Genomic DNA, 20,808 nt, shown 5'->3' with positions numbered 1-20,808 from the left:
AATCACTGATAGGAAACCAGCGTTGCACCATTTTCATGGCTGAAATCTGGCTTCACGCCAAGCATTGAAGCCGCGCGCCGGATGATATTGCCCGCCATGATGCCCGCATTCGAACCCGCGGTGGCGCCCATGCCGGGCTTTTCCGGCTTCGGCTCGTCGGCGATCGTCAGCACGATGTATTGCGGATCGTCCATCGGGAAAGCGGCGACGAAGGCATTGAAATTCTTGTCCTTCGAGTAGCGGCCGTTGACGACCTTCTCCGCCGTTCCGGTCTTGCCGCCAACGCGATAGCCCGGGACCCTGGCGCTTTTGCCCGAGCCCTTCTCGGCGTTGAGCGCATAGAGATAGCGCATGCCCTCGACGGTCTTTTCGCTGACCACTTTCTTGGCCACCGTCATCGCTTCCTCCTGCGTGCGCGGCAGGAATGTCGGCTCGATCAGGTAGCCGCCATTCATCAGCGCGGCGCAGCCGACGGCGGTCTGCAGCGGGGTCGTCGACACGCCGTGGCCGAAGGCGATGGTAATCGAATTGACCTGTTTCCACACCTTGGGCTCGGTCGGACGCGCGACTTCGGGGAGTTCGGTCTGCATCTTCTCGAGAATGCCGAGGCGATGCAGGAATTCGCGATGCCCTTCGATGCCCACCGCTTCGGCCTCCTTGGCCGAACCGATATTGGAGGAATAGATGAACACCTCCGGCACCGACAGCACGCGGCCCTTGCCGTGGAAGTCATGAATGGTCTGATGGCCGATCCTGATCGGACGCGAGGCGTCGAACCGGCTCTCCAGGGTCACCTTGCCTGAATCCAGCGCCATGGCGGTGGTGAAGCTCTTGAACGTCGAACCCATCTCGTAGAGGCCCGCCGACATGCGGTTCAACCGGTCCTTGTCCTGGGCATTGTAGGGATTGTTGGGGTCGAAGTCCGGCACCGAAGCCATCGCCAGCACTTCGCCGGTCTTGACGTTGAGCACGACGGCGCCGGCGGCGATGGCGTGGAAGCGTTCCATGCCGGTGGCGACCTCGTCGCGCACGATGTGCTGGACGCGCAGGTCGATCGAGAGCTGCACCGGCTTCAGGTCCCTGGCCACCGCCAAGCCCGACGCCTGAAGGTCGGTCAGACCCTGCTCGTCGACATATTTCTCCATGCCGGAGATACCCTGGTTGTCGATGTTGGTGAGACCGACGATGTAGGACGAGGTCTCGCCGGCAGGATAGAAGCGGCGTTTTTCGGTACGGAAGCCAAAGCCGGGGATGCCGAGCTGCATGATGTCAGCCTGCTGCTTCGGTGTCAGCTGCCGCTGCAGCCAGACGAAGCCGGCGCCGCTCTTCAGCTTGTGATAGGTCTGTTCGTAGTCGATCTCGGGAAGCACAGTCGAGAGCTTCTCGATCGCCTCGTCGGCGTCGACGATGCGGCGCGGCTCGGCAAACAGCGAGGCCGTCTTGATGTCGGTCGCCAGCACCTCGCCGTTGCGATCGACGATATCGGGCCGCGACGCGGTCACCCGGCTCTGCGGCCCACCCGACATGTCGGGATTCTGGAAGCCGAGATAGACCAGCCTGCCGGCGATGGCCGAATAGATGCCGAAGAACACCGCCATCGTCATGACGATGCGCGTCCTGGCCTTGCCGCCGGTCGCCTTGCGGGCACCCTCGACGACGATCGAGCTGTCTTCGCCGAGCCTGGCGCGACGCTTCAGCAGCCCGCCGATCATTGGAAGTCTGATCATTGCTGGAAGTCTGGCGATCATTGGACGATGCCTCCGGTCACCACGGGATCCTTGCCGCCCGAAGGTCCTTTGCCGGAATTGTCGGCCATGCCGCCCAGCCGCTGGGATGAAAGGTCCTCGATATTGACCGGCTTTGCCGGAAGATCGTCGAGGCCGACGATCTGGCGCGCATTGACCGGCTCGAGTCCCAGCTGCGACTTGTAGATTTCGGCCAGCTTCTGCAGGCGCGACGGTTGGGTGAGCAGGCTCCAATCCGCCTTCAGAAGGTCGATCGTGTCCTCCTCATAGTGGATCTGCGCCTGGATCTTCTGCACCGCGGCCAATTGTTCCTCGGCCTCGCGCTTGGTCTTGTAGGTCAGGGCGGCCGCCGAGACCATGACCGCGATAAGGACTATGTCGCTGGTACGAAACACGTGCTCACCTCTCTCCTGGCAGGTCGATGCCGGGAAGCTTTGGAAGGCCGAAAATCGAAAAATCGCCGCCGCGCGCCGGCGCCTCGGTGCGGATTGCCGCGCGCAGCCTGGCCGAACGTGCTCGCGGGTTGGCTGCGATCTCGGCATCGCCCGCCGTCACGCCACCGCCGGCCTTGCGAAAAGTCGCCAGGCGCGCCTGCGCCTCCGGCATGTGGCGCGAGCCGCTCGCCGCATCGGAGCGGTCGGCGATGAAGCGCTTGACGATGCGGTCCTCCAGCGAATGGAACGTCACCACCGCCAGCCGCCCACCGGGCTTAAGCGCACGCTCGGCCGCAAACAGCGCCTTGGCCAGTTCGCCAAGCTCGTCATTGACGAAGATGCGCAACGCCTGGAAGACGCGTGTCGCCGGATGGATCTTGTCCTTCGGCGCCCGGCCGATATGCGTCTCGATGGCGTCGGCGAGGTCGAGCGTGCGCTCGAACGGCCGCTTTTCGCGGCGGCTCTCGATCATACGGGCGATGCGGCCGGCGTGACGCTCCTCGCCCAGAAAGCCGAAGATGCGCGCAAGGTCTCCCGCCTTGAAGCTGTTGACGACGTCTGCCGCGCTGAGCCCAGCCTGCGCCATCCGCATGTCGAGTGGTCCATCGTTGCGGAACGAGAAGCCGCGCTCGGCCTGGTCGAGTTGCATGGAAGAGACGCCGATGTCGAGCACGACGCCGTCGGCGCTTTCGACATGGTCGTCGAGTGTCGAGAACGGCGCCTGCACCAGCCGCAGCCGGCCACCCGATTGCTGTTCGAGAACGCGACCAGCCGCGATGGCATCGGGATCGCGGTCGATGGCCACGACCGAAGCACCGGTCGCAAGAATGGCTTTGGTGTAGCCGCCGGCGCCGAACGTGCCGTCGACGACCATGTCACCCGCTTTGGGCGAAAGCGCCTCCAGCACTTCGGCAAGGAGGACCGGAATGTGACGGACTGGTCCGCCAACGGCGTGAAGATCATCGCCGTCGCCCACCATCATTCCGGTCGCTCCCCAGGCTTCGTCCCCTGCCGAAGCTGCAAAAGCCGGGCGCGCGCCTGCGCTCCATAGGCGGCAAGCCGCCCCGGCTCCCAGATCTGGAAGAAGTTGCCGCGACCGACAAAGGCCACTTCCGCCGAAATGCCGGTATGCTCGCGGATGAAATCGGTCATCGTGATACGGCCGTCCTGGTCCAGTTTCAGGAACGACCCGTCGCCATGGCAGAAGAAGGACATGTCGTCCGCCGCCTGCAGGAAGGGATCCTCCTGCGCGATGCGCTGCTCGTAGCGGTCGAGCAGGTCGAGGCCGCCGACATCCATGGCCGGGATATCCAGGCAGCGCAACGCATAGAGGTCCGAATAGCCGCGTTTCTGCACGACCGAGCGGAAATGCGCCGGAACGGAGACCCGTCCCTTCGCATCGATCCTGTTCACCGCGCTTGACAGAAACCGGTCCATTACGCGCTACAGCCGCTTCCGCCGCCGCACCCCTCTCCATCGTTTCGCCCGCACCGCCGCAGCGCGGTCCCTTCCGAAAACTCGCTCCGTCCACCGAGGCAAAAAACCGCAAACGCGCAGCCGCCGCGGCTGCCCGATTGGCGTACGCTTCACCCTGACGCGGAACGAAGGCTTTGGTATCAGAATGGGATATCATGGGGCACTATGGGCGTCAACGGGAACAGGCTTCACAAACGTGCGCGCGACAACCTGGGAACGCAGCTGTGACGGCACTCCCGTCTTTATCCTCTATTAAGCCTAACGAAGGGTTTAGAGCCCCGTGGCCCAACCGGAGGGCGCTTGCTGCAACCCGTTGGCACGCATAGCGTCACCCGGTCTTCTTCCGTTGGCAGCAGGGTGTGAGATCTATGTCCGAAACAGCCAGGTCGCGCGCCGCGGCGCTTGCCCATTTGCGCAACAGCGGATTCGCTACGGGCGACCCGATCCCCTTGTCGCTGACCATGGCCGCCATCTTTCACACGCCAGGGGATGCGACCGGTTTCAATGAATATGGCCGCTACAGCAATCCGACCTGGGATGCCGTCGAGCACGCCCTTGGTCATCTGGAAAACGCCCGATGCATCGGCTTCCCGTCCGGAATGGCCGCGATCTCGGCGATTTTTTTCGCGCTTCTGAAGTCCGGCGACCGTGTGCTTTTGCCATCGGACGGCTATCACGCCACGCGAGCGCTGGCCGAAGGCTTCCTCAAGCCATTCGGTGTTGCCTATGACCTGCGGCCGACATCGACCTTTCTCGACGGTGGCTTCGCCGGCTATCGCCTGGCTTTCGTCGAGACCCCTTCGAACCCGCAACTGGATATTTGCGATATCGCCGCTGTCGCCAAGGCCGCCCACGAAGCCGGCGCGATCCTCGTTGCCGACAACACGGCGATGACGCCCTTCGGCCAGCGCCCGCTCGACCTCGGCGCCGACATCGTCGTCTCCGCCGACACCAAAGCGACCAACGGCCATTCCGACGTGCTGTTCGGCCACGTCGCCAGCCGCAGCGACGACATCATCGCTGCCGTGACCGGCTGGCGAGAGATGTCAGGCGCCATCCCTGGACCGTTCGAGGCGTGGCTGGTGCATCGCGGCCTCGAAACGCTGGACGTGCGTTTCGACCGCATGTGTTCTTCGGCGGAGATCATCGCGCAAAGGCTGAAGGATCATCGCGCCGTAAGCGGGCTGCGCTTTCCTGGGCTGGAAGGCGATCCGTCGCACAATCTTGCCCGCGCCCAGATGGAACGCTTCGGCTTTCTCGTCTCGTTCGAACTGGCCTCGGAAGAGAAGGCCGAGGCATTCATCAACAACTGCCCGCTGATTGAGGCGGCGACCTCCTTCGGCGGCGTTCACACCTCCGCCGAACGGCGCGCCAAACGCGGAGACGCCGTGCCTCCCGGTTTCGTGCGCCTGTCGGTCGGCTGCGAGCCGGTGGAGGAGCTTTGGCAGGCGATCGAAGCATCGCTGGACAGAATCCGCGATTGACAAATCCACTACGAGCCGACGTCATCGGCTTCTATGTAGCGACAGCTGCGCCCGAAGGCGCAAGCCACCGAAATCAAAAGGATTTCGTTTGAACCAAGAAATTGCGGGAGAAATTGCCAGCTGGCCTGTAAGCCGGGTTCTGTATGGCCCTCGCGCCTTGCGGCCCGAGAACGTGGCGGCCATTCATCTTGGGCGCATGTTGCCATGCGCCTCACGCAACCTACCCGGACGGTGAGCTGGAAACAGCCCTCGAGGGTTTCCCCTCGCACCGCCCCTATTCGGTCTTGCTCCCGGTGGGGTTTACCGTGCCGCTCCTGTTGCCAGTCGCGCGGTGGGCTCTTACCCCACCCTTTCACCCTTGCCGCGGATCCCGGTGGCCTTGCGGACACCGGATGCCGTGGCGGTTTGCTTTCTGTGGCACTTTCCCTGGGGTCGCCCCCGCCGGCCATTAACCGGCACCGTGTCTCCATGGAGCCCGGACTTTCCTCACCCGCAGCCTTTCGGCTTCGCGGGTGCGGCCGCCCGGCCAGCTGGCAGAGCGTATAAAGGGGTTCACGCCTGAAAACGCAAACGAAAAAAGCAGCTTATGCCTGGCCGGTCACGCGGGTGTCCCAAGCGCGGCCATCTGCACCTTCACCTTGCTGCAATAGGCCGCCGACACCGGGTTCATGCGTTTGGCGGCGTGGCCGGCATTGTACTTCAGGATCGTGCCGCAAGTGGTACCGCCACCGAGGCCCCGCGCCATGGCAAGGTACTTCATGCCGTATTTGATGTTGGTGTCGGGGTTGAACAGTCCCTTGACCGAGCCGGTATAGCCCATCATGCGCGCCGTCGCCGGCTTGATCTGCATCAGGCCGATCTCGCCGGCGCCGCCGACAATGTTCGGCCGGTAGTTGCTCTCGATCTTGATCACGGCCTTGGCCAGCGACATCGGCACGCCTTCGGCCGCCGCATAGCGGGCGATGATCGCCGAATACTGGCCGGTCTCGGCTGGTGCCGCTGCAGTCACTGCGACATTCTGCGGGCGGATCGATGCCGTCGTCGTCAGGTCGATGCTCTTCCTGTTGCGCTTCACATGCCGCTTGGCCTTCGACTTTCGAGCCTTCACCGCAGCTGCCTTTTCGACCTTCGCAGTGGCCGTCCTCTTGGCTTTTGCTGCCTGAGCCGCTTTCGGCAGGGCAGTCTTGGCGGGTACGGCGGAGAATCCCTGGTCTGCCCTCTGGCTCAGTGGTGCGCCATTCGCCGCACCGATGGCAAAAGTCATTACACCGGCAGCAACAGCTGCCGTTAAAACGGTCAATTTCTGCATGGGGTCCTGTTCTGTTTGAACCGCGCGAAGAACTTCACGCGGCTACACCAATCAATATCGGTACATCCGGGGGGATAAAGGTCCGATAATTTGCACGGCTCGCCTTTGAGGGCCGAATTGGCGGCAAAGAAGGCGGTGCAAGTCACTTTGCGTGACAGATTGTAATTTATCGACTCAAAAAGGATTACTTCGACGGCATTGCCTTAGCGGAAGCCAGCAGCCTTTGCAGCGTGCGGATCGTCGAGCCGTCGGCCACGCCGTCGACAAGGCGCGGGCGGAAATGCCGCTGAAAGGCTTCGACCACGATCTCGGTCTGCCGGTCGAACGCACCTGATATCTCAACCCCGTAGCCATAGACCGCCAGCATCGACTGCAGCGCCTCGACTTCCGGGCCCGTATCGCCTGCCTTGAGCACGGTACCCCGCCTGACCGGCGCCGCAGGGACGAGGTGGCCTACACCGGCCGCGAACAGGGCTTTCCAGGGGAATTTTTCGCCCGGATCGATCTTGCGCCCCGGCGCGACGTCGGAATGGGCCAGCACCCTTTGCGCCGGAATGGAATGGCGCCGGACGATCCCGGCGCACAGGCCGGTTACGGCTGTGATCTGCCGCTTTGGGAAAGCGGGATAGCCGAGTGAATGGCCGGGATTGACGATCTCGATGCCGACCGAACAGGAGTTGATGTCGGTGTGCCCGAACCACGAGCTCTTGCCGGCATGCCATGCGCGGTCGCTTTCCCTCACCATCTGGACGACGCGGCCATCCTCATGGACGAGATAGTGGGCGGAAACCTCGCTCGACGGATCGCACAGCCATGCCTCGGCACCGGCCCCCGTTGCCATACCGGTATAGTGCAGCACGATCATGTCGGGCTTGAGCGTGTCGCGCCGCAGGCCGAAATTCGGCGATACCCTGACCTCGACGCTCGGCTCGTCGGACAGGAAACCGCTCATACGTGCCGTAGACCCCGCTCGATCATCTCATAGGCGGCGTTGATCGCCGCGACCCTGGTCGTGGCGATCTTGATGAATTCCTGCGGCAGTCCGCGTGCGATCAGCCGGTCGGGATGATTGTCGGAAACCAGCTTGCGGTAGCGTTTCCTGATCTCCTCGAATGGTTTTCCGCGCTCGATGCCGAGCACGACATAGGGATCGGCTGCACCGAGATCGACGTGCCGCGCCAGGATACTCTGGTAATGTGCCTCGTCGATCCGGAAAATCTGGGCGATGCGGTGCAGGAACAGGCCTTCGCGTTCGTGGATCAGCCCGTCGGCCTTGGCTATGTGGAAGAGGCCGTCGAGTATGTCCTCAAGCATCATGCAGTTCGCATGGCCCGAGCCGCACAACTGCGCCATGCGCGCAGCGTAGATTTCGAACCCGGCGACGTCCCGCTTGGCCAGATCGTAAAGACGCGCGACGTTGCGCGTCTCCTTCGGCGGAACCTCGAATATTTCCTGGAAGGCGCGCACCTCGTTCTGGGTGACGATACCGTCGGCTTTGGCCATCTTGGCCGACAGCGCGATCATCGCCACCGAAAAGGCGACACGGCGCCGCAGATCCGGGTCACCGGAGAAAACGGTCCGCACCGCCTCCACGACATCGGCGACGCCTGACGACGCTGAAGACGAAACGCGTGTGATGAAGTCGCCGAGGCGGTCCCAAATCGACATAAGGGCTACTTAGTGCGAACCGACCACCGCTATCAAGCGAAGACAGTGCCGCAGGCCCGATCGATTTGCGGAACGCCTGACGAAGCAACCCAACCCTTGCCATGCAACCGAGCGCTATAGCGCTCGCTCGCAATGCGGGTATTCTGGCAGGAAAAGGCCGGCTTGATGCCGGCCTTTCCGCTCATCTCATACTACTGCGCAGGTGCTGCCGGAGCCGGTTCGGCAGGCTTCGTAGCGTCAGGAGCTGCCGGGGCGGCAGGCTGCATCGGCTGCTCGGCTGCCGGCGGATTTGTGCTCTGCGTTGTGGTGTTGTCTGTGCCGCTGTCGCTGCACGCTGCCACCCCAAGCAGGGCAAGCGCCGAAAGCGACGCAAGAATGAGTTTCTTCATCACATCTCTCCTTCAACAAACGCTCACGTTCCTGTGAGCGGTCGAAGAGAAAATGCATCAGCTGGCCATGAGTTTCGTAACGTTGCGTTTCCGCATGTAACATCTTCAGATAGCTTGGTGATTGCCGTCCGACGAATGGCGAACTAACAGATGAAACAAGAGAAATGCCGGGAGCTGCGATGACCGAAAAATGGGACTTCTGGATCGATCGCGGCGGCACTTTCACCGATGTCATCGGCCGTGACCCGCAAGGCGGGCTGCATCCCAGAAAACTCCTCTCGGAAAACCCCGAGGCCTATGCCGATGCAGCCATCCAGGGCATTCGCGACCTGCTCGGGCTGAAATCCGGTGCACCTACACCGTCGGGGCTGGTCGGCGACATCAAGATGGGCACCACCGTCGCCACCAATGCGCTTCTGGAGCGCAAGGGCGACCGCGTGCTGCTGCTCATCACCAAGGGCTTTCGCGACGCGCTGAGGATCGCCTACCAGGCGCGGCCGGACATCTTCGCCAAGGAGATCATCCTGCCCGAACAGCTCTACGAGCGGGTCATCGAGATCGACGAGCGCGTGCGTGCCGATGGCCGCGTCGAACGACTGCTCGATATTGCCGCTTGCCGCCCGGCCATCGAGCAGGCGAAAGCCGATGGCATCGATGCAGTGGCCATCGTCTTCATGCATGCCTGGAAATATCCAGACCATGAAAAGGCCGTGGCGAAGGTCTGCCGCAAGCTCGGCTTCGGCCAGGTCTCGGTCAGCCATGAGGTGTCGCCGCTGATCAAGCTGGTCGGCCGCGGCGACACCGCTGTCGTCGACGCCTATCTGTCGCCGATCCTGTCGAGGTATGTGCAAAGGGTGGCCGGGGAGCTTGGCGACGGCCCTCGCCTGATGTTCATGATGTCGTCCGGCGGCCTTACCGCCGCCGACATGTTCCAGGGCAAGGACGCGCTTCTCTCCGGCCCGGCCGGCGGTGTCGTCGGCATGGTCGAAACGGCGAAGCTCGCCGGCTTTGAAAAAGTCATCGGCTTCGACATGGGCGGCACCTCGACCGATGTCGCTCACTATGACGGCGAGTACGAACGCGCCTTCGACACCGAGGTTGCCGGTGTACGCATCCGTGCGCCGATGATGCGCATCCACACCGTAGCCGCCGGCGGCGGCTCGATCCTGCACTATGAGGCCGGTCGCTTCCGCGCCGGGCCGGATTCGGCCGGCGCCAATCCCGGTCCCGCCGCGTACCGGCGCGGCGGCCCGCTCGCCGTTACCGACGCCAATGTGATGCTCGGCAAGCTGCAGCCCGACTTCTTCCCGGCGATCTTCGGGCCTGGCCAGAACGAGCCGCTCGACGTCGAGACCGTGCGCAAAAGATTCACCACGCTCGCTGCCGAAATCGGCGACGGCCGCTCGCCGGAAGCCGTCGCCGAAGGCTTCGTCACCATTGCCGTCGAGAACATGGCCAACGCCATCAAGAAGATTTCCGTTCAACGCGGCTATGACGTCACCGAATATCTGTTGAACTGCTTCGGCGGCGCCGGCGGCCAGCATGCCTGCCTCGTCGCCGACGCGCTCGGCATGGAGGCGGTGCTGATGCATCCCTTCTCTGGACTGCTCTCGGCCTACGGCATCGGCCTGTCGTCAGTCTTTGCCTCGCGCCAGCAGGCGCTGCTGCAGCCTCTGGCGGAAGGATCCCTGCCGGCTATCGACGACCTCATCGCGACATTGCGAAAAGCCGTCATCGAAGAGCTCGCCGCGCAAGGCATTGGTGAAGACGCCGTCGCCTCGAAGCCGGTACTGCAGATCCGCTATGACGGCACCGACACGGCATTGCCGGTGAACTTCGAACACGGCTCGATTGCGCGAGCCAGAAGCGATTTCGAGGCGGCCCACAAGGGTCAGTTCGGCTTCGTCTACGAGGACAAGCCGATGATCGTGGAGTCCGTTGGCGTCGAAGGCACCGATACCGGCGGCGGCGGCCGCGATGAAGGTGAATCAGAAACGGAAGATCTTGTCGTAAGTCCTTCCGAGACTCGCAAAATCTTCGCCGAGGGCGAATGGCGCGACACCGGCGTCTTCCGCCGCGAGGCGTTCAAGCCGGGCAACAGGGTTTCCGGCCCGACCTTGGTCATCGAGCCTAACCAGACCATCGTCGTCGAGCCCGGCTGGCAGGCCGAAATCACCGCCAGGAACCATGTACTTTTGCGCCGCATCGAAAAGAAGCGCCGCCAGGCGGCGCTCGGCACCGTCGCCGATCCGGTCATGCTGGAGGTCTTCAACAACCTCTTCATGTCGATCGCCGAGCAGATGGGCGTGACGCTGCAGAACACCGCCTATTCCGTCAACATCAAGGAGCGGCTGGACTTTTCATGCGCGGTGTTCGACCGCCATGGCGCGCTGGTCGCCAATGCGCCGCACATGCCGGTGCATCTCGGTTCCATGGACCGCTCGGTCGAAACGATCATCCGCCTGAACTCAGGCGACATCCACCCCGGCGACGTCTTCGCCCTCAACGCGCCCTACAATGGCGGCACGCATCTGCCCGATATCACGGTGGTGACGCCGGTGTTCGACGACGCGAAGAAGGAAATCCTGTTCTGGGCGGCGTCGCGCGGCCACCATGCCGATGTCGGCGGCACCGCTCCCGGCTCGATGACGCCGCTCGCTACAACGGTCGACGAGGAAGGCGTGCTGTTCGACAATTTCCGCATCGTCGATCGCGGAGAATTCCGCGAGACCGCGTTGGAAACGCTGCTCACCGACCACCCCTACCCGGCCCGCAATCCGCACCAGAACATCGCCGATCTCAAGGCGCAGATCGCCGCCAACGAAAAGGGCGTCGCCGAACTGCGCAAGATGGTCGCGCATTTCGGCCTTGATGTCGTCGAGGCCTATATGGGCCATGTCCAGGACAATGCCGCCGAGAGCGTGCGCCGCGTGCTGGAGCGCCTGCCGGACAGTTCGCAATACGAATATCCGACCGACACCGGCCAGGTGATCAAGGTGAAGATCACGGTCGACCGGCAAAAGCGCGAGGCGACGGTCGACTTCACCGGCACGTCGCCGGTGATGAAGAACAATTTCAATGCACCGGAGCCGGTCGCCCGCGCCGCCGTGCTCTATGCCTTCCGCGTCATGGTCGAGGACATGATCCCGATGAATGCCGGGTGCCTCAGGCCCATCAACATCATCATCCCGGACGGCTGCATGCTGAAGCCCGCCTACCCCGCTGCCGTCGTCGCCGGCAATGTCGAGACCTCGCAGCATGTCACCAACGCGTTGTTCGGCGCCATGGGGGCGATGGCCAACGCGCAAGGCACGATGAACAACCTGACCTTCGGCAACAAAAAATATCAGTACTACGAGACGATCTGCTCGGGCTCACCGGCTGGCCGGATGAATTCCGGCCGCGGTTTCGCTGGCACGTCAGGCGTCCACACCCATATGACCAATTCGCGCCTCACCGATCCGGAAGTGCTGGAATTGCGCTTTCCCGTCCTGCTCGAGGATTTTCACATCCGCGAGGGTTCCGGCGGCAAGGGCAAATGGGGTGCCGGCGACGGTACCAAGCGCACCATCCGCTTCCTCGAAAAGATGGAATGCGCAATCCTGTCCTCGCACCGCAACCGCCCGCCACAAGGCTTGAACGGCGGTAGCGACGGCGAGCCCGGCTCGACCAAGGTCCGCCGCAACAACGGCTCGGTCGAGGTGCTGAAGGCCTGCGACCAGACCGTGCTCGACGCCGGCGAGGCCGTCGTCCTGACGACGCCGACGCCGGGCGGGTTCGGCAAGGCCTGATTTGGCGTCAACAGCCTGTCACGGGGCTGTCATGACGCTGCGCTACCCGCTTGCGCCAACGCAAATGGGGAATCACCTTGCCATGACGGACGTTTCCGGAGATCTGGTTTTTCGCCGCGGCAAGGAAGTTGGAAAAGCCGTCTACCAGAACCGCCCGCTGTCGAAGGCCGGCCTTTCCGAGCGGCTCTTCGCTTTCCTCTTCTCCGGCCTCGTCTACCCGCAGATCTGGGAAGATCCCGATGTCGACATGGAGGCCATGCAGCTTGGCCACGGTCATCGCGTCGTCACCATCGCGTCGGGCGGCTGCAACATCCTGGCCTACCTTACGCGCTCGCCGGAGCGGATCGATGCCGTCGACCTTAACGCGGCCCACATCGCGCTGAACCGCATGAAGCTCGAGGCGGTGCGGCATTTGCCGTCGCAGGGCGATCTGTTCCGCTTCTTCGGCGCCGCCGACACCAGTCACAATTCGGAAGCCTACGACCGTTTCATCGCGCCGCATCTCGATCTGGTCAGCCGCCACTACTGGGAGCGCCGCAACTGGCGCGGACGCCGCCGCATTGCCGTCTTCGACCACAATTTCTACCAGACCGGCCTGCTCGGCCTGTTCATCGCCATGGGCCACCGCGTCGGCAAATTCTTCGGCGTCGACCCGGCTGGCATTATGCAGGCCAGGAACATCGGCGAGCAGCGCCGCTTCTTCAACGAGGAGCTGGCGCCGGTCTTCGAAAAGCCGCTGCTGAAATGGGCGACGTCGCGAAAAGCCTCGCTGTTCGGCCTGGGCATTCCGCCGGCGCAATACGATTCGTTGATCACCTCCGGCGATGGCACCATGGCGAGCGTCCTGAAAGCCCGGCTGGAAAAGCTCGCCTGCGATTTTCCACTGAACACCAACTATTTCGCCTGGCAGGCCTTTGCCCGCCGCTATCCCGAGCCCGGGGAAGCCGCCCTTCCCGCCTATCTCGAAAAGCGCAACTACACGACGATCCGCAACAATGTCGATCGTGTCGCCATCCACCACGCCAACCTGATCGAATTCCTTGCAGGCAAGGATGCCGGCACGGTCGACCGTTTCATCCTGCTCGATGCGCAGGACTGGATGACGGACGACCAGCTCAATGCGCTGTGGGCCGAGATCACGCGCACGGCATCGATCGGCGCCCGCGTCATATTCCGCACCGCCGCCGAGCCCAGCCTGCTGCCTGGCCGCGTCTCCAATTCGCTGCTCGACCAGTGGAGCTACGAGGACGAGGCCTCGCGCGAATTCTCGACCCGTGACCGCTCGGCCATCTATGGCGGCTTCCACCTCTATGTGAAGCGGCCCGCATGAGCGCGAGCGAGCTGCCGGCCAACCATGCCGAACTGATGGACGGCGTCTATCGCTGGCAGCGCCATATCTACGACCTGACCCGCAAATACTATCTGCTCGGCCGCGACCAGATGATCGCCGGGCTGGACGTGCCGCCCGGTGGCACGGTGCTCGAACTCGGCTGCGGCACCGGCCGCAACATTGTGCTGGCCGCCCGCCGCTATCCCGACGCCCGCTTCTTCGGCCTCGATATCTCGGCCGAGATGCTGGAAACAGCCACAGCAGCCTTCGCCCGCGAAGGCCTGTCCGACCGCGTCGCACTGGCGCGGGGCGACGCTACCGATTTCGACGCCAGGGCGCTGTTCGGCATCGAGAGTTTCGACCGCATCTTCGTGTCCTATTCGCTGTCGATGATCCCCGGCTGGGAGAAGACCGTTTCGGCCGCACTCGCCACGCTTGCGCCTGGCGGCTCGCTGCATGTCGTCGATTTCGGTCAGCAGGATGACCTGCCTGGCTGGTTCCGGACCTTGCTGCGCGGCTGGCTGAGGAAATTCCACGTCGCGCCGCGCGAATCCCTGCGCGACGTCCTGGAATCGGAGTTCGAACGAACCGGTTCAACCTTCCGTTTTCGCACGCTTTATCGCGGCTATGCATGGCTCGCCGTGATCCGGCAGCCAAAAGGCTAGTGAAGCGCCTTGACCAGCGCCCCCAGCATCGTCTGCGGTCGATAGCCGAGCTTGGCCGGCGTCAGCCCGAGCCGCACCACCACCAGCTGTTCTGAGGGAACGATGGCGACGGTCTGCCCGTCATGCCCTTCCATCCAATAGGTATCCTTGGGCAGGCCGGCCGCGACGCCGGCGCCCGGGTTTTCCTCATCGCCCGGTGCCTCGATCCACACCTGGCCCCTGCCATAGACCTTCGAGGCCGGTGCAGGCTCCCACATCCAGTCGACGAAACCGGTCGGCAGGATGTCCTTGCCGTTCCAGACTCCGCCCTGCAGCAGGAATTGGCCGAAACGCGCCCAGTCATGCGCCGTGGCATAGAGATAAGACGAGCCGACGAAAGTGCCCTGCTCGTCGGTTTCGAGCACCGCGCTGTGCATGCCGAGCGGCTCGAACAGTGCCGTTCTCGGCCAGGTCAGCGCCGTGTCCTTGTCGCCAACTGCATCCTGCCAGAGGCGCGACAGCATCACCGCGGTGCCGCTCGAATAGGAGAACACTTTGCCCACTTCACTGGTTAGCGGCTTCGATTCGGCAAAGCCCGCCATGTCCGGTTCCAGATAGAGCATGCGCGTCACATCGGCGACGTCACCATAGTCCTCGTTGAACTCCAGCCCGCTCGACATCGCCATCATGTCGGCGAGGCTGATGGCAGCGCGGCCATCGGCTTTCCACGGCTCGAACAGGCTCTGGCTGGTCACCGCCATCTTGCCGTCCTTGACCAGCGTGCCGAGGATCGCAGCGTTGACCGTCTTGGTCATCGACCAGCCGAGCAGCGGCGTCTTTTGCGAAAAGCCGTCGCCGTAGCGCTCGCCGACAATGCGGCCGTTCTTGACCACCACCACCGCCCGCATGCCGGTGCCGACCATGCCCGCGTCGTCCAGTATTTTCGCGATTTCCGGTGCCTGCGAGGCGTCGACTCGCTCGCCTTCCGGCCACAGCGCATCCTGCCTGGTGGCGGCGGGTTCGGCATAGGTCACCGCCTGCCTCGCTTTGCCGGTGTTGCCATCCGGAACCGACGCGCAGCCCAGTCCGTCACGCGCAACGGCGACACTTCTGCCGAGCACACCGAACAAGCCTGCCGAAACCATCCCGCGTTCCTTGTCGACCTGCACCTTCATCAGCCTGAGCAGCGGATGGCCCGGCGCTTGCACGTCGACGGCGAGCACTTCATTGGCGTCGCGCCCAGCAATGAAGACGTTCGAGCAGACGATCTTGGCCGAATAGCCCGAACCGACGCGGATCAATTCCGGCGGCGCGATATAGAGCCAGGCAAACAGGGCAGCTACCGCCAGCACGATCAGGCCGAGCAGCCATTTGACGATCTTGACGACGATCCGCATCTTTTCCATCCCCCGGTGTTTTCGCGCTCGATTTATGTCATCGATTTGCCGACATTGCTTCGGCAAGATCTTCTGTTCTTGTCGAGCGCCGTCAACCTGATATCAACCATGTTCGGCGATCACATAAAGAAGGCGGACGATCCTGTGGGGTGATCGTCCGGCGGGGCCAGATCGAAGGGGCACCAGCAGAAACGACCCATCAGCGACCGGCTGAACCCGGTTCAGGAGTAGAGAGATGCGCCGTCTCGCGGCTCTCATCATGCTGACGCTGTTGGGCGCCTGCTCGACCGTGGACGATCTCTCGCCGCTGTCGCCATCCTCGGCCAGCAACCCGACAATCGCGGTGCGTGCACCGCGTTTCGAGGATTCCAAGCCACATGAATGGGACAGCGGCGCGCCGTGGAACTATGCGGTACATGGCACCGATGTCTCCAAATACCAGACCTCGGTCGACTGGCCGGCGGCCAAGGCAAGCGGCATCTCCTTCGCCTTCATCAAGGCGACCGAGGGCGGCGACCGCTTCGACGAGTATTTCAACGAGCACTGGGCACGCACCAGGGCTGCGGGCATACCCCGCGCGGCCTATCATTTCTTCTATTTCTGCACGCCCGCCGCCACGCAGGCGCGCTGGTTCATCGCAAACGTGCCCGTCGACCGTTCGGCCATGCCGCCGGTGCTGGATATGGAATGGAACCCAAAATCGCCGACCTGCAGGCTGCGCCCGGACGCCGCGACGGTGCGCTCGGAGATGGGCACCTTCCTTGAAATCGTCGAGCGGCACTACGGCAAGAAGCCGATCATCTACACCTCGGTCGACTTCTTCGACGACAACGGCCTGTCGTCCTTCCGCGGCTATCCCTATTGGCTGCGCTCGGTCGCCGGCCATCCGCGTCAGAAATACGGCAGCCACCCCTTTACCTTCTGGCAGTACACCGGCACCGGTATCGTTCCCGGCATGACCGGTAAATCCGACATCAACGTCTTCAACGGCTCCGAAGCCGCCTGGAACAAGTGGCTGCGGCAGAACACCCGTTGACACCGGGGCCCGCGCCTGCTTTTCGACACAGCCGGCGGCGATTGTCTGCACCCGCTGATAATCCAGAGCGCCGCGCGTTCGAAATGGACGCGCAAAGGATGCTCGAGCACCTGGTTTCGGAAGGAAGCTGATGCGACTGCGTTCCAAAGCCCTCGCGGCGCTCATCCTGTGCGCCACGGCGTTGCCGGCGGCGGCGCAGGAATGCGGCGGCGAGTTCGAGGCATGGAAGCAGGGCGTGGCGACCGAAGCCAAGTCGGCTGGCGTCGGCGCTCACGGCCTCGATGCGCTGGAAGCTGCCAGCATCGACGACAAGGTGCTGGCGCGCGATCGTGCCCAGGGTGTGTTTTCCCAGACCTTCATCCAGTTCTCGAACCGCATGATCTCGGCCTATCGGCTGAAGCAGGGCGCGGCCAATCTGAAGAAATACGTCGACGTGTTTGCCCGCGCCGACCAGCAGTTCGGCGTCCAAGCACCGGTCATCGCCGCTTTCTGGGCGCTGGAGACCGATTTCGGCGCCGTGCAGGGCGATTTCCATACCCTGAGCGCGCTGGTCACACTCGCGCATGACTGTCGCCGGCCGCAGCTTTTCCGGCCCCAGCTGGTGCCGCTGCTGACGCTGATCGACCGCGGTGTCGTGCCGGCCGACGTCACCGGCGCCTGGGCCGGCGAGATCGGCCAGACGCAGATCCTGCCGTCCGACTATCTCACGCGTGGCGTCGACGGCGACGGTGACGGCGTGGTCGACCTGCGCGGCAGCGTACCGGACGTGATCATGACCACGGCCAACAAGATCCTGTCGCGCGGCTGGAAACGCGACCAGCCCTGGATCGAGGAAGTGCGCGTGCCCGACGATATGCCTTGGGACCAGACCGGCCGCACCAACAAGCTGCCGCTGTCACAATGGGCTCAGTGGGGTGTCACCAACCCGAACGGCACGCCGCTTATCGACAACGGCCTGAAGGCGGGTCTGGCGCTGCCAATGGGCCGCAAGGGGCCGGCCTTCCTCGCCTACGACAATTTCGACGTCTATCTCGAGTGGAACCAGTCCTTCACCTATGCGCTGACCGCGGCAAGCCTCGCCGCGCGGCTCGCCGGCGCGCCGCAATTCGACCCGCGCACCCCTGAATCCGGTCTCAGCGGCGACCAGATGAAGGCACTCCAGACCAAGCTCGAGGCCAGAGGCTACGACGTCGGCACGGTCGACGGCATCCTCGGCACGAACACCCGCGAAGCCATCCGCAAGGAACAGATGCGCCTTGGGTTGCCCGTGGATGGCTGGCCGACGCCGGATCTGCTGGCGAGACTGTAATAGTAGTGAGTAGTGAGTGCACTCGCCTCAGCGGGTTTTTACTACTCACTAATCAGCCATCGTCTCCAAACTTGCAAATCCCTCCGGGGCATCGCCTTCGTCGAACGGCGTCGTCACCTCGACGAAGGTGTCGGGGTAGAAGCCGTTGAAGCGGGTCCTCAGCGACAGCGAATAGGCGCCGATATGACCGATTTCGATCCAGTCGCCGGTGTCGACGGTTTCCGGCAGCCAGAACGGCCGCGACAGGATGTCGACGGAATCGCAGGTCGCGCCGCACACCTTGAACGGCACGATGTTCTTTTCCCCGCCATTGCGAGAGCGGATCGCCGGATCGGGAATGAAACGCGCCGGCAGCGTGATCTTGCCGGTCCATGAATCAGACAGCGACGCCCAGATGCCGTCATTGATGTAGAGCCGTTTGCCCTTGCGCAACAGCACGCGCACGATCAGCGACAGGCAGCGCGCCACGATCACCCGGCCAGGCTCCGCCACCAGCGGGATCTGGTCGAACTGATATTCCTTCAGGTCGCCCGAAAGCCGCGACATGATTTGGCCGAGCGACGGCATCTCGATCTGCTTGCGGTTGGGATCGTGGCCGTATTCGGCCGGAAAACCGCCGCCGACATCGAGGCCGGCAATGTCGAAGGAGACGCGGTTGCGCACCCAGTCGGCCGAGGCCAGCGCACGCTCATAGGTGTCGGGATCCTCGATCTGGCTGCCGACATGGAAGCAGAGTCCGACCTTGTAGCCGGTGCGGTTCAGCCGCTCGGCGAGTTCCACCGCATAGGCCGGCCCGGCGCCGAACTTCTTCGACAATTCGTAGGCCGCCGATCCCTTCGTCTGCATGCGGACGAACACGGTAATGGCGCCGGGGTCGATGTCGAGCGCCCGCACCACCCGTGTCAGCTTGGTGATCTCGTCCTCATGATCGAGCGAGATGACGCGGATGCCGTATTTCTCCAGCGCCAGCTTGATATCCGACTGCGCCTTGATCGGATGCATGTAGAGCATCTCGGCATCGGGTGAGACGGCGCGCACGGCGGCGAATTCGCCGGGCGAAGCGACATCGAAGGCGGTGACGCCGGCTTCGACCAGCGCCTTCAGCACAATCTGCTCGCCATTGGTCTTGACCGCATAGGCGGTCTTGCCGGGGAACATGCCCATGAACTGTCTGGCGTCGGTCTTCAAAACCTCCGGCCGGAAGCAGTAGACCGGATCGTCCGGACGAAGCGCCAGCGCTGCCTCACGGGCATTTTCGAATCGCTGCATGGACGAATCCCCTGAACCTTGGCTGCGCACAATTAATCCAAGCTAGCGGCTAAAGAAAACAATTCTGTGTCTCGCACCTCTGACGGCACGGCGCTACGGGGATTCCAAGCAATGCTACGCCATCGATCGGGTTTCGGGTGGCCCTTGCCGCGGGAGCGGATATGGCTTGATCACATGCCGGATGGGCTTGGCATTCGGCGTCTGGGAGGACATTCACATGGCGACAGCCGCAACCGCCACGGTGCGCGGACCGATGGTGCTCAAGGACTGGGGACAGCTTCTGCTGCTGGGCGCCATCTGGGGCGGTTCGTTCTTCTTTGCCCGCATCGCCGTGTCGGAATTGCCTCCACTGGTGCTGGTGCTGTTTCGCGTCGCCATCGCGGCGCTCGCCCTCCAGCTCTATCTCGGCTGGCGCGGCCCGTCCTTTCGTCTCGCCTTCCCACATGCCGGCCTGTTCTTCCTGCTGGCGCTCGCCAACAATGTCGTTCCTTTCTCGCTGATCTTCGCCGGCCAGACCGAGCTCGGCGCCGGCCTCGCCTCGGTGCTCAACTCAACGACGCCGTTCTGGACGCTGATCCTCGCCAACGCCCTGACCAGCGACGAAAAGCTGTCCTGGAACAAGCTTGCCGGCATAGCGCTCGGCATCACCGGCACGGCGGTGATGATCGGTCCGGGCCTGCTTGCCGGGCTCGGCGGTCCGGTCTGGGCGAAGTTCGCGCTGATCGGCGCCTCGTTGTCCTATGCCGTCGCGCTGATGATCGCCCGCCGCTTCAAGGGCGTGCCCTCGCCGATCATCGCCACCGGGCAATTGACCGCCTCGACCATCATCATGATCCCGGTCGTGCTCGTCGCCTACGGCCCAGCCGGCCTGTTCTCGGCTTCGCCGCCGGTCTGGGCGGCAGTGCTGGCGCTGGCGCTGCTTTCCACCGCCTTCGCCTACATCCTCTATTTCAACCTCGTCGCCTCGGCCGGCGCCACCAACGCCTCGCTGGTCACCCTGATCGTGCCGGCAAGTGCCATGCTGCTCGGCTTCCTGTTCCTCGGCGAACGACTTGAACCGTTCGAAATCGGCGGCATGGCGCTGATCGCGTTTGGGCTGGTGACGATAGATGGACGCCTGTTCGGGCGACGTTGATGCTGTCCTCATTTGGACGCGGAAGGGGACGATCTAAACACTTTGATTGACTCTCGCATCGTGCTTTCCGAACCGAAATCAGCGCTGTAAAGGTCGAATTCCATTTTCGGGCGGACGCGGTAGCGCTGCCATGCCTCGCTTCCGCCGCGGGCGCGCCACAATTTATTCACAACCCTTGAGCCGGCTTTTGCCGAAGAGTTTCAATGCCTAACGCCGAAAGCCAGGTCGCAAAACCCACAATCATGTCGCATTGCAGCACGTTTTCCGCTTGCCTGTTGCACAAATGACCCTAGACTCTGGACATAGCTCTTTAAGAGGAGGCTATGACATGGGACTGACGAGGCCAATCAACGCATTGATGATTTGTGCAGCGTTCGCATTCATCGGCGCCC

Annotated in this window: 17 protein-coding genes and 1 other RNA gene; 7 read left to right on the top strand and 11 right to left on the bottom strand. The window is 63.3% G+C overall.

The window, feature by feature from the left end:
• Positions 1-2 precede the first annotated feature (2 nt).
• The 4 genes from AC1RUK_RS06705 to mraZ are packed head-to-tail and all read right to left on the bottom strand — an operon-like array spanning position 3 to position 3,616.
• A complete protein-coding gene (locus AC1RUK_RS06705) occupies positions 3-1,712 on the bottom strand; it encodes a peptidoglycan D,D-transpeptidase FtsI family protein (protein WP_481839559.1) in 1,710 nt (569 codons plus the stop codon).
• Between the two features lie 32 nt (positions 1,713-1,744).
• Positions 1,745-2,140, bottom strand: a complete 396-nt coding sequence (gene ftsL, locus AC1RUK_RS06700; RefSeq protein ID WP_120012533.1) for a cell division protein FtsL — start codon at positions 2,138-2,140, stop codon at positions 1,745-1,747.
• Positions 2,141-2,144: 4 nt separating this feature from the next.
• Positions 2,145-3,161 (bottom strand): 16S rRNA (cytosine(1402)-N(4))-methyltransferase RsmH, encoded by a 1,017-nt coding sequence (rsmH, locus tag AC1RUK_RS06695; protein WP_481836260.1) that lies wholly within the window; start codon positions 3,159-3,161, stop codon positions 2,145-2,147.
• Positions 3,158-3,616: a division/cell wall cluster transcriptional repressor MraZ gene (gene mraZ, locus AC1RUK_RS06690; protein WP_481836261.1), complete on the bottom strand. Its 459-nt coding sequence runs from the start codon at positions 3,614-3,616 to the stop codon at positions 3,158-3,160. The genes rsmH and mraZ overlap by 4 nt, the downstream gene beginning before the upstream one ends.
• Positions 3,617-4,023: 407 nt before the next feature.
• Here mraZ and AC1RUK_RS06685 point away from each other — a divergent pair, with 407 nt between their 5' ends.
• Positions 4,024-5,139, top strand: coding sequence for a cystathionine gamma-lyase (locus AC1RUK_RS06685; RefSeq protein WP_481836262.1), 1,116 nt, complete (start codon positions 4,024-4,026; stop codon positions 5,137-5,139).
• A 112-nt stretch (positions 5,140-5,251) separates the two neighbouring features.
• Here the strand turns inward: AC1RUK_RS06685 and rnpB are convergent.
• The 5 genes from rnpB to AC1RUK_RS06660 form a co-directional block, all read right to left on the bottom strand.
• An RNA gene (gene rnpB / locus AC1RUK_RS06680) (RNase P RNA component class A) lies at positions 5,252-5,673 on the bottom strand.
• Between the two features lie 64 nt (positions 5,674-5,737).
• Positions 5,738-6,448, bottom strand: coding sequence for a lytic transglycosylase domain-containing protein (locus AC1RUK_RS06675; protein WP_436172498.1), 711 nt, complete (start codon positions 6,446-6,448; stop codon positions 5,738-5,740).
• A gap of 184 nt (positions 6,449-6,632) precedes the next feature.
• Positions 6,633-7,400, bottom strand: a complete 768-nt coding sequence (locus AC1RUK_RS06670; RefSeq protein WP_481836263.1) for an N-acetylmuramoyl-L-alanine amidase — start codon at positions 7,398-7,400, stop codon at positions 6,633-6,635.
• The gene (locus AC1RUK_RS06665; protein ID WP_436172500.1) at positions 7,397-8,116 is read right to left on the bottom strand and encodes a TerB family tellurite resistance protein; all 720 of its coding nucleotides are present in this window, start codon (positions 8,114-8,116) and stop codon (positions 7,397-7,399) included. The genes AC1RUK_RS06670 and AC1RUK_RS06665 overlap by 4 nt, the downstream gene beginning before the upstream one ends.
• Before the next feature lie 191 nt (positions 8,117-8,307).
• Entirely contained in the window at positions 8,308-8,505 is a 198-nt protein-coding gene (locus tag AC1RUK_RS06660) for a hypothetical protein (RefSeq protein ID WP_436172501.1), read from the bottom strand.
• 179 nt (positions 8,506-8,684) lie between these two features.
• On the opposite strand from AC1RUK_RS06660, the gene AC1RUK_RS06655 reads away from it, so the two are divergent.
• From AC1RUK_RS06655 to AC1RUK_RS06645, 3 genes are read left to right on the top strand one after another with little or no spacing between them, the layout of a single operon-like run.
• Complete coding sequence (locus AC1RUK_RS06655) at positions 8,685-12,296, top strand: hydantoinase B/oxoprolinase family protein (protein ID WP_481836264.1); 3,612 nt, start codon at positions 8,685-8,687, stop codon at positions 12,294-12,296.
• A 31-nt stretch (positions 12,297-12,327) separates the two neighbouring features.
• On the top strand, positions 12,328-13,626 hold the full coding sequence (locus AC1RUK_RS06650) for a BtaA family protein (protein ID WP_481836265.1): 1,299 nt from the start codon (positions 12,328-12,330) through the stop codon (positions 13,624-13,626).
• Complete coding sequence (locus AC1RUK_RS06645; RefSeq protein WP_481840207.1) at positions 13,623-14,291, top strand: class I SAM-dependent methyltransferase; 669 nt, start codon at positions 13,623-13,625, stop codon at positions 14,289-14,291. Before AC1RUK_RS06650 ends, AC1RUK_RS06645 begins: the two co-directional genes overlap by 4 nt.
• Here AC1RUK_RS06645 and AC1RUK_RS06640 read toward each other — a convergent pair.
• A complete protein-coding gene (locus AC1RUK_RS06640) occupies positions 14,288-15,667 on the bottom strand; it encodes a serine hydrolase domain-containing protein (RefSeq protein WP_481836267.1) in 1,380 nt (459 codons plus the stop codon). The two genes, AC1RUK_RS06645 and AC1RUK_RS06640, sit on opposite strands and share 4 nt — an antisense overlap.
• Positions 15,668-15,902: 235 nt before the next feature.
• Here AC1RUK_RS06640 and AC1RUK_RS06635 point away from each other — a divergent pair, with 235 nt between their 5' ends.
• Positions 15,903-16,703 (top strand): glycoside hydrolase family 25 protein, encoded by an 801-nt coding sequence (locus tag AC1RUK_RS06635; RefSeq protein WP_481836268.1) that lies wholly within the window; start codon positions 15,903-15,905, stop codon positions 16,701-16,703.
• 130 nt (positions 16,704-16,833) lie between these two features.
• Positions 16,834-18,012 (top strand): lytic murein transglycosylase, encoded by a 1,179-nt coding sequence (locus AC1RUK_RS06630; RefSeq protein WP_481836269.1) that lies wholly within the window; start codon positions 16,834-16,836, stop codon positions 18,010-18,012.
• A gap of 48 nt (positions 18,013-18,060) precedes the next feature.
• Here the strand turns inward: AC1RUK_RS06630 and AC1RUK_RS06625 are convergent, their stop codons facing one another.
• Positions 18,061-19,281: an alanine racemase gene (locus tag AC1RUK_RS06625; RefSeq protein WP_481836270.1), complete on the bottom strand. Its 1,221-nt coding sequence runs from the start codon at positions 19,279-19,281 to the stop codon at positions 18,061-18,063.
• A gap of 217 nt (positions 19,282-19,498) precedes the next feature.
• Here AC1RUK_RS06625 and AC1RUK_RS06620 point away from each other — a divergent pair, with 217 nt between their 5' ends.
• Positions 19,499-20,416: a DMT family transporter gene (locus tag AC1RUK_RS06620; protein ID WP_481836271.1), complete on the top strand. Its 918-nt coding sequence runs from the start codon at positions 19,499-19,501 to the stop codon at positions 20,414-20,416.
• The last annotated feature ends 392 nt before the right edge of the window (positions 20,417-20,808 follow it).

The organism is Mesorhizobium monacense (genome assembly GCF_056781675.1).
This window is presented reverse-complemented; position numbering and strand designations above follow the sequence as displayed.

What these genes read in the sequence shown, in the direction of transcription:
- rsmH (WP_481836260.1), bottom strand. Translation starts at nt 3,161, where the DNA reads ATGATGGTGGGCGACGGCGATGATCTTCACGCCGTTGGCGGACCAGTC.
- AC1RUK_RS06645 (WP_481840207.1), top strand. Translation starts at nt 13,623, where the DNA reads ATGAGCGCGAGCGAGCTGCCGGCCAACCATGCCGAACTGATGGACGGC.
- AC1RUK_RS06685 (WP_481836262.1), top strand. Translation starts at nt 4,024, where the DNA reads ATGTCCGAAACAGCCAGGTCGCGCGCCGCGGCGCTTGCCCATTTGCGC.
- AC1RUK_RS06670 (WP_481836263.1), bottom strand. Translation starts at nt 7,400, where the DNA reads ATGAGCGGTTTCCTGTCCGACGAGCCGAGCGTCGAGGTCAGGGTATCG.
- AC1RUK_RS06675 (WP_436172498.1), bottom strand. Translation starts at nt 6,448, where the DNA reads ATGCAGAAATTGACCGTTTTAACGGCAGCTGTTGCTGCCGGTGTAATG.
- AC1RUK_RS06635 (WP_481836268.1), top strand. Translation starts at nt 15,903, where the DNA reads ATGCGCCGTCTCGCGGCTCTCATCATGCTGACGCTGTTGGGCGCCTGC.
- AC1RUK_RS06650 (WP_481836265.1), top strand. Translation starts at nt 12,328, where the DNA reads ATGACGCTGCGCTACCCGCTTGCGCCAACGCAAATGGGGAATCACCTT.
- AC1RUK_RS06655 (WP_481836264.1), top strand. Translation starts at nt 8,685, where the DNA reads ATGACCGAAAAATGGGACTTCTGGATCGATCGCGGCGGCACTTTCACC.
- AC1RUK_RS06625 (WP_481836270.1), bottom strand. Translation starts at nt 19,281, where the DNA reads ATGCAGCGATTCGAAAATGCCCGTGAGGCAGCGCTGGCGCTTCGTCCG.
- mraZ (WP_481836261.1), bottom strand. Translation starts at nt 3,616, where the DNA reads ATGGACCGGTTTCTGTCAAGCGCGGTGAACAGGATCGATGCGAAGGGA.
- AC1RUK_RS06660 (WP_436172501.1), bottom strand. Translation starts at nt 8,505, where the DNA reads ATGAAGAAACTCATTCTTGCGTCGCTTTCGGCGCTTGCCCTGCTTGGG.
- AC1RUK_RS06665 (WP_436172500.1), bottom strand. Translation starts at nt 8,116, where the DNA reads ATGTCGATTTGGGACCGCCTCGGCGACTTCATCACACGCGTTTCGTCT.
- AC1RUK_RS06705 (WP_481839559.1), bottom strand. Translation starts at nt 1,712, where the DNA reads ATGATCGGCGGGCTGCTGAAGCGTCGCGCCAGGCTCGGCGAAGACAGC.
- AC1RUK_RS06640 (WP_481836267.1), bottom strand. Translation starts at nt 15,667, where the DNA reads ATGCGGATCGTCGTCAAGATCGTCAAATGGCTGCTCGGCCTGATCGTG.
- AC1RUK_RS06620 (WP_481836271.1), top strand. Translation starts at nt 19,499, where the DNA reads ATGGCGACAGCCGCAACCGCCACGGTGCGCGGACCGATGGTGCTCAAG.
- AC1RUK_RS06630 (WP_481836269.1), top strand. Translation starts at nt 16,834, where the DNA reads ATGCGACTGCGTTCCAAAGCCCTCGCGGCGCTCATCCTGTGCGCCACG.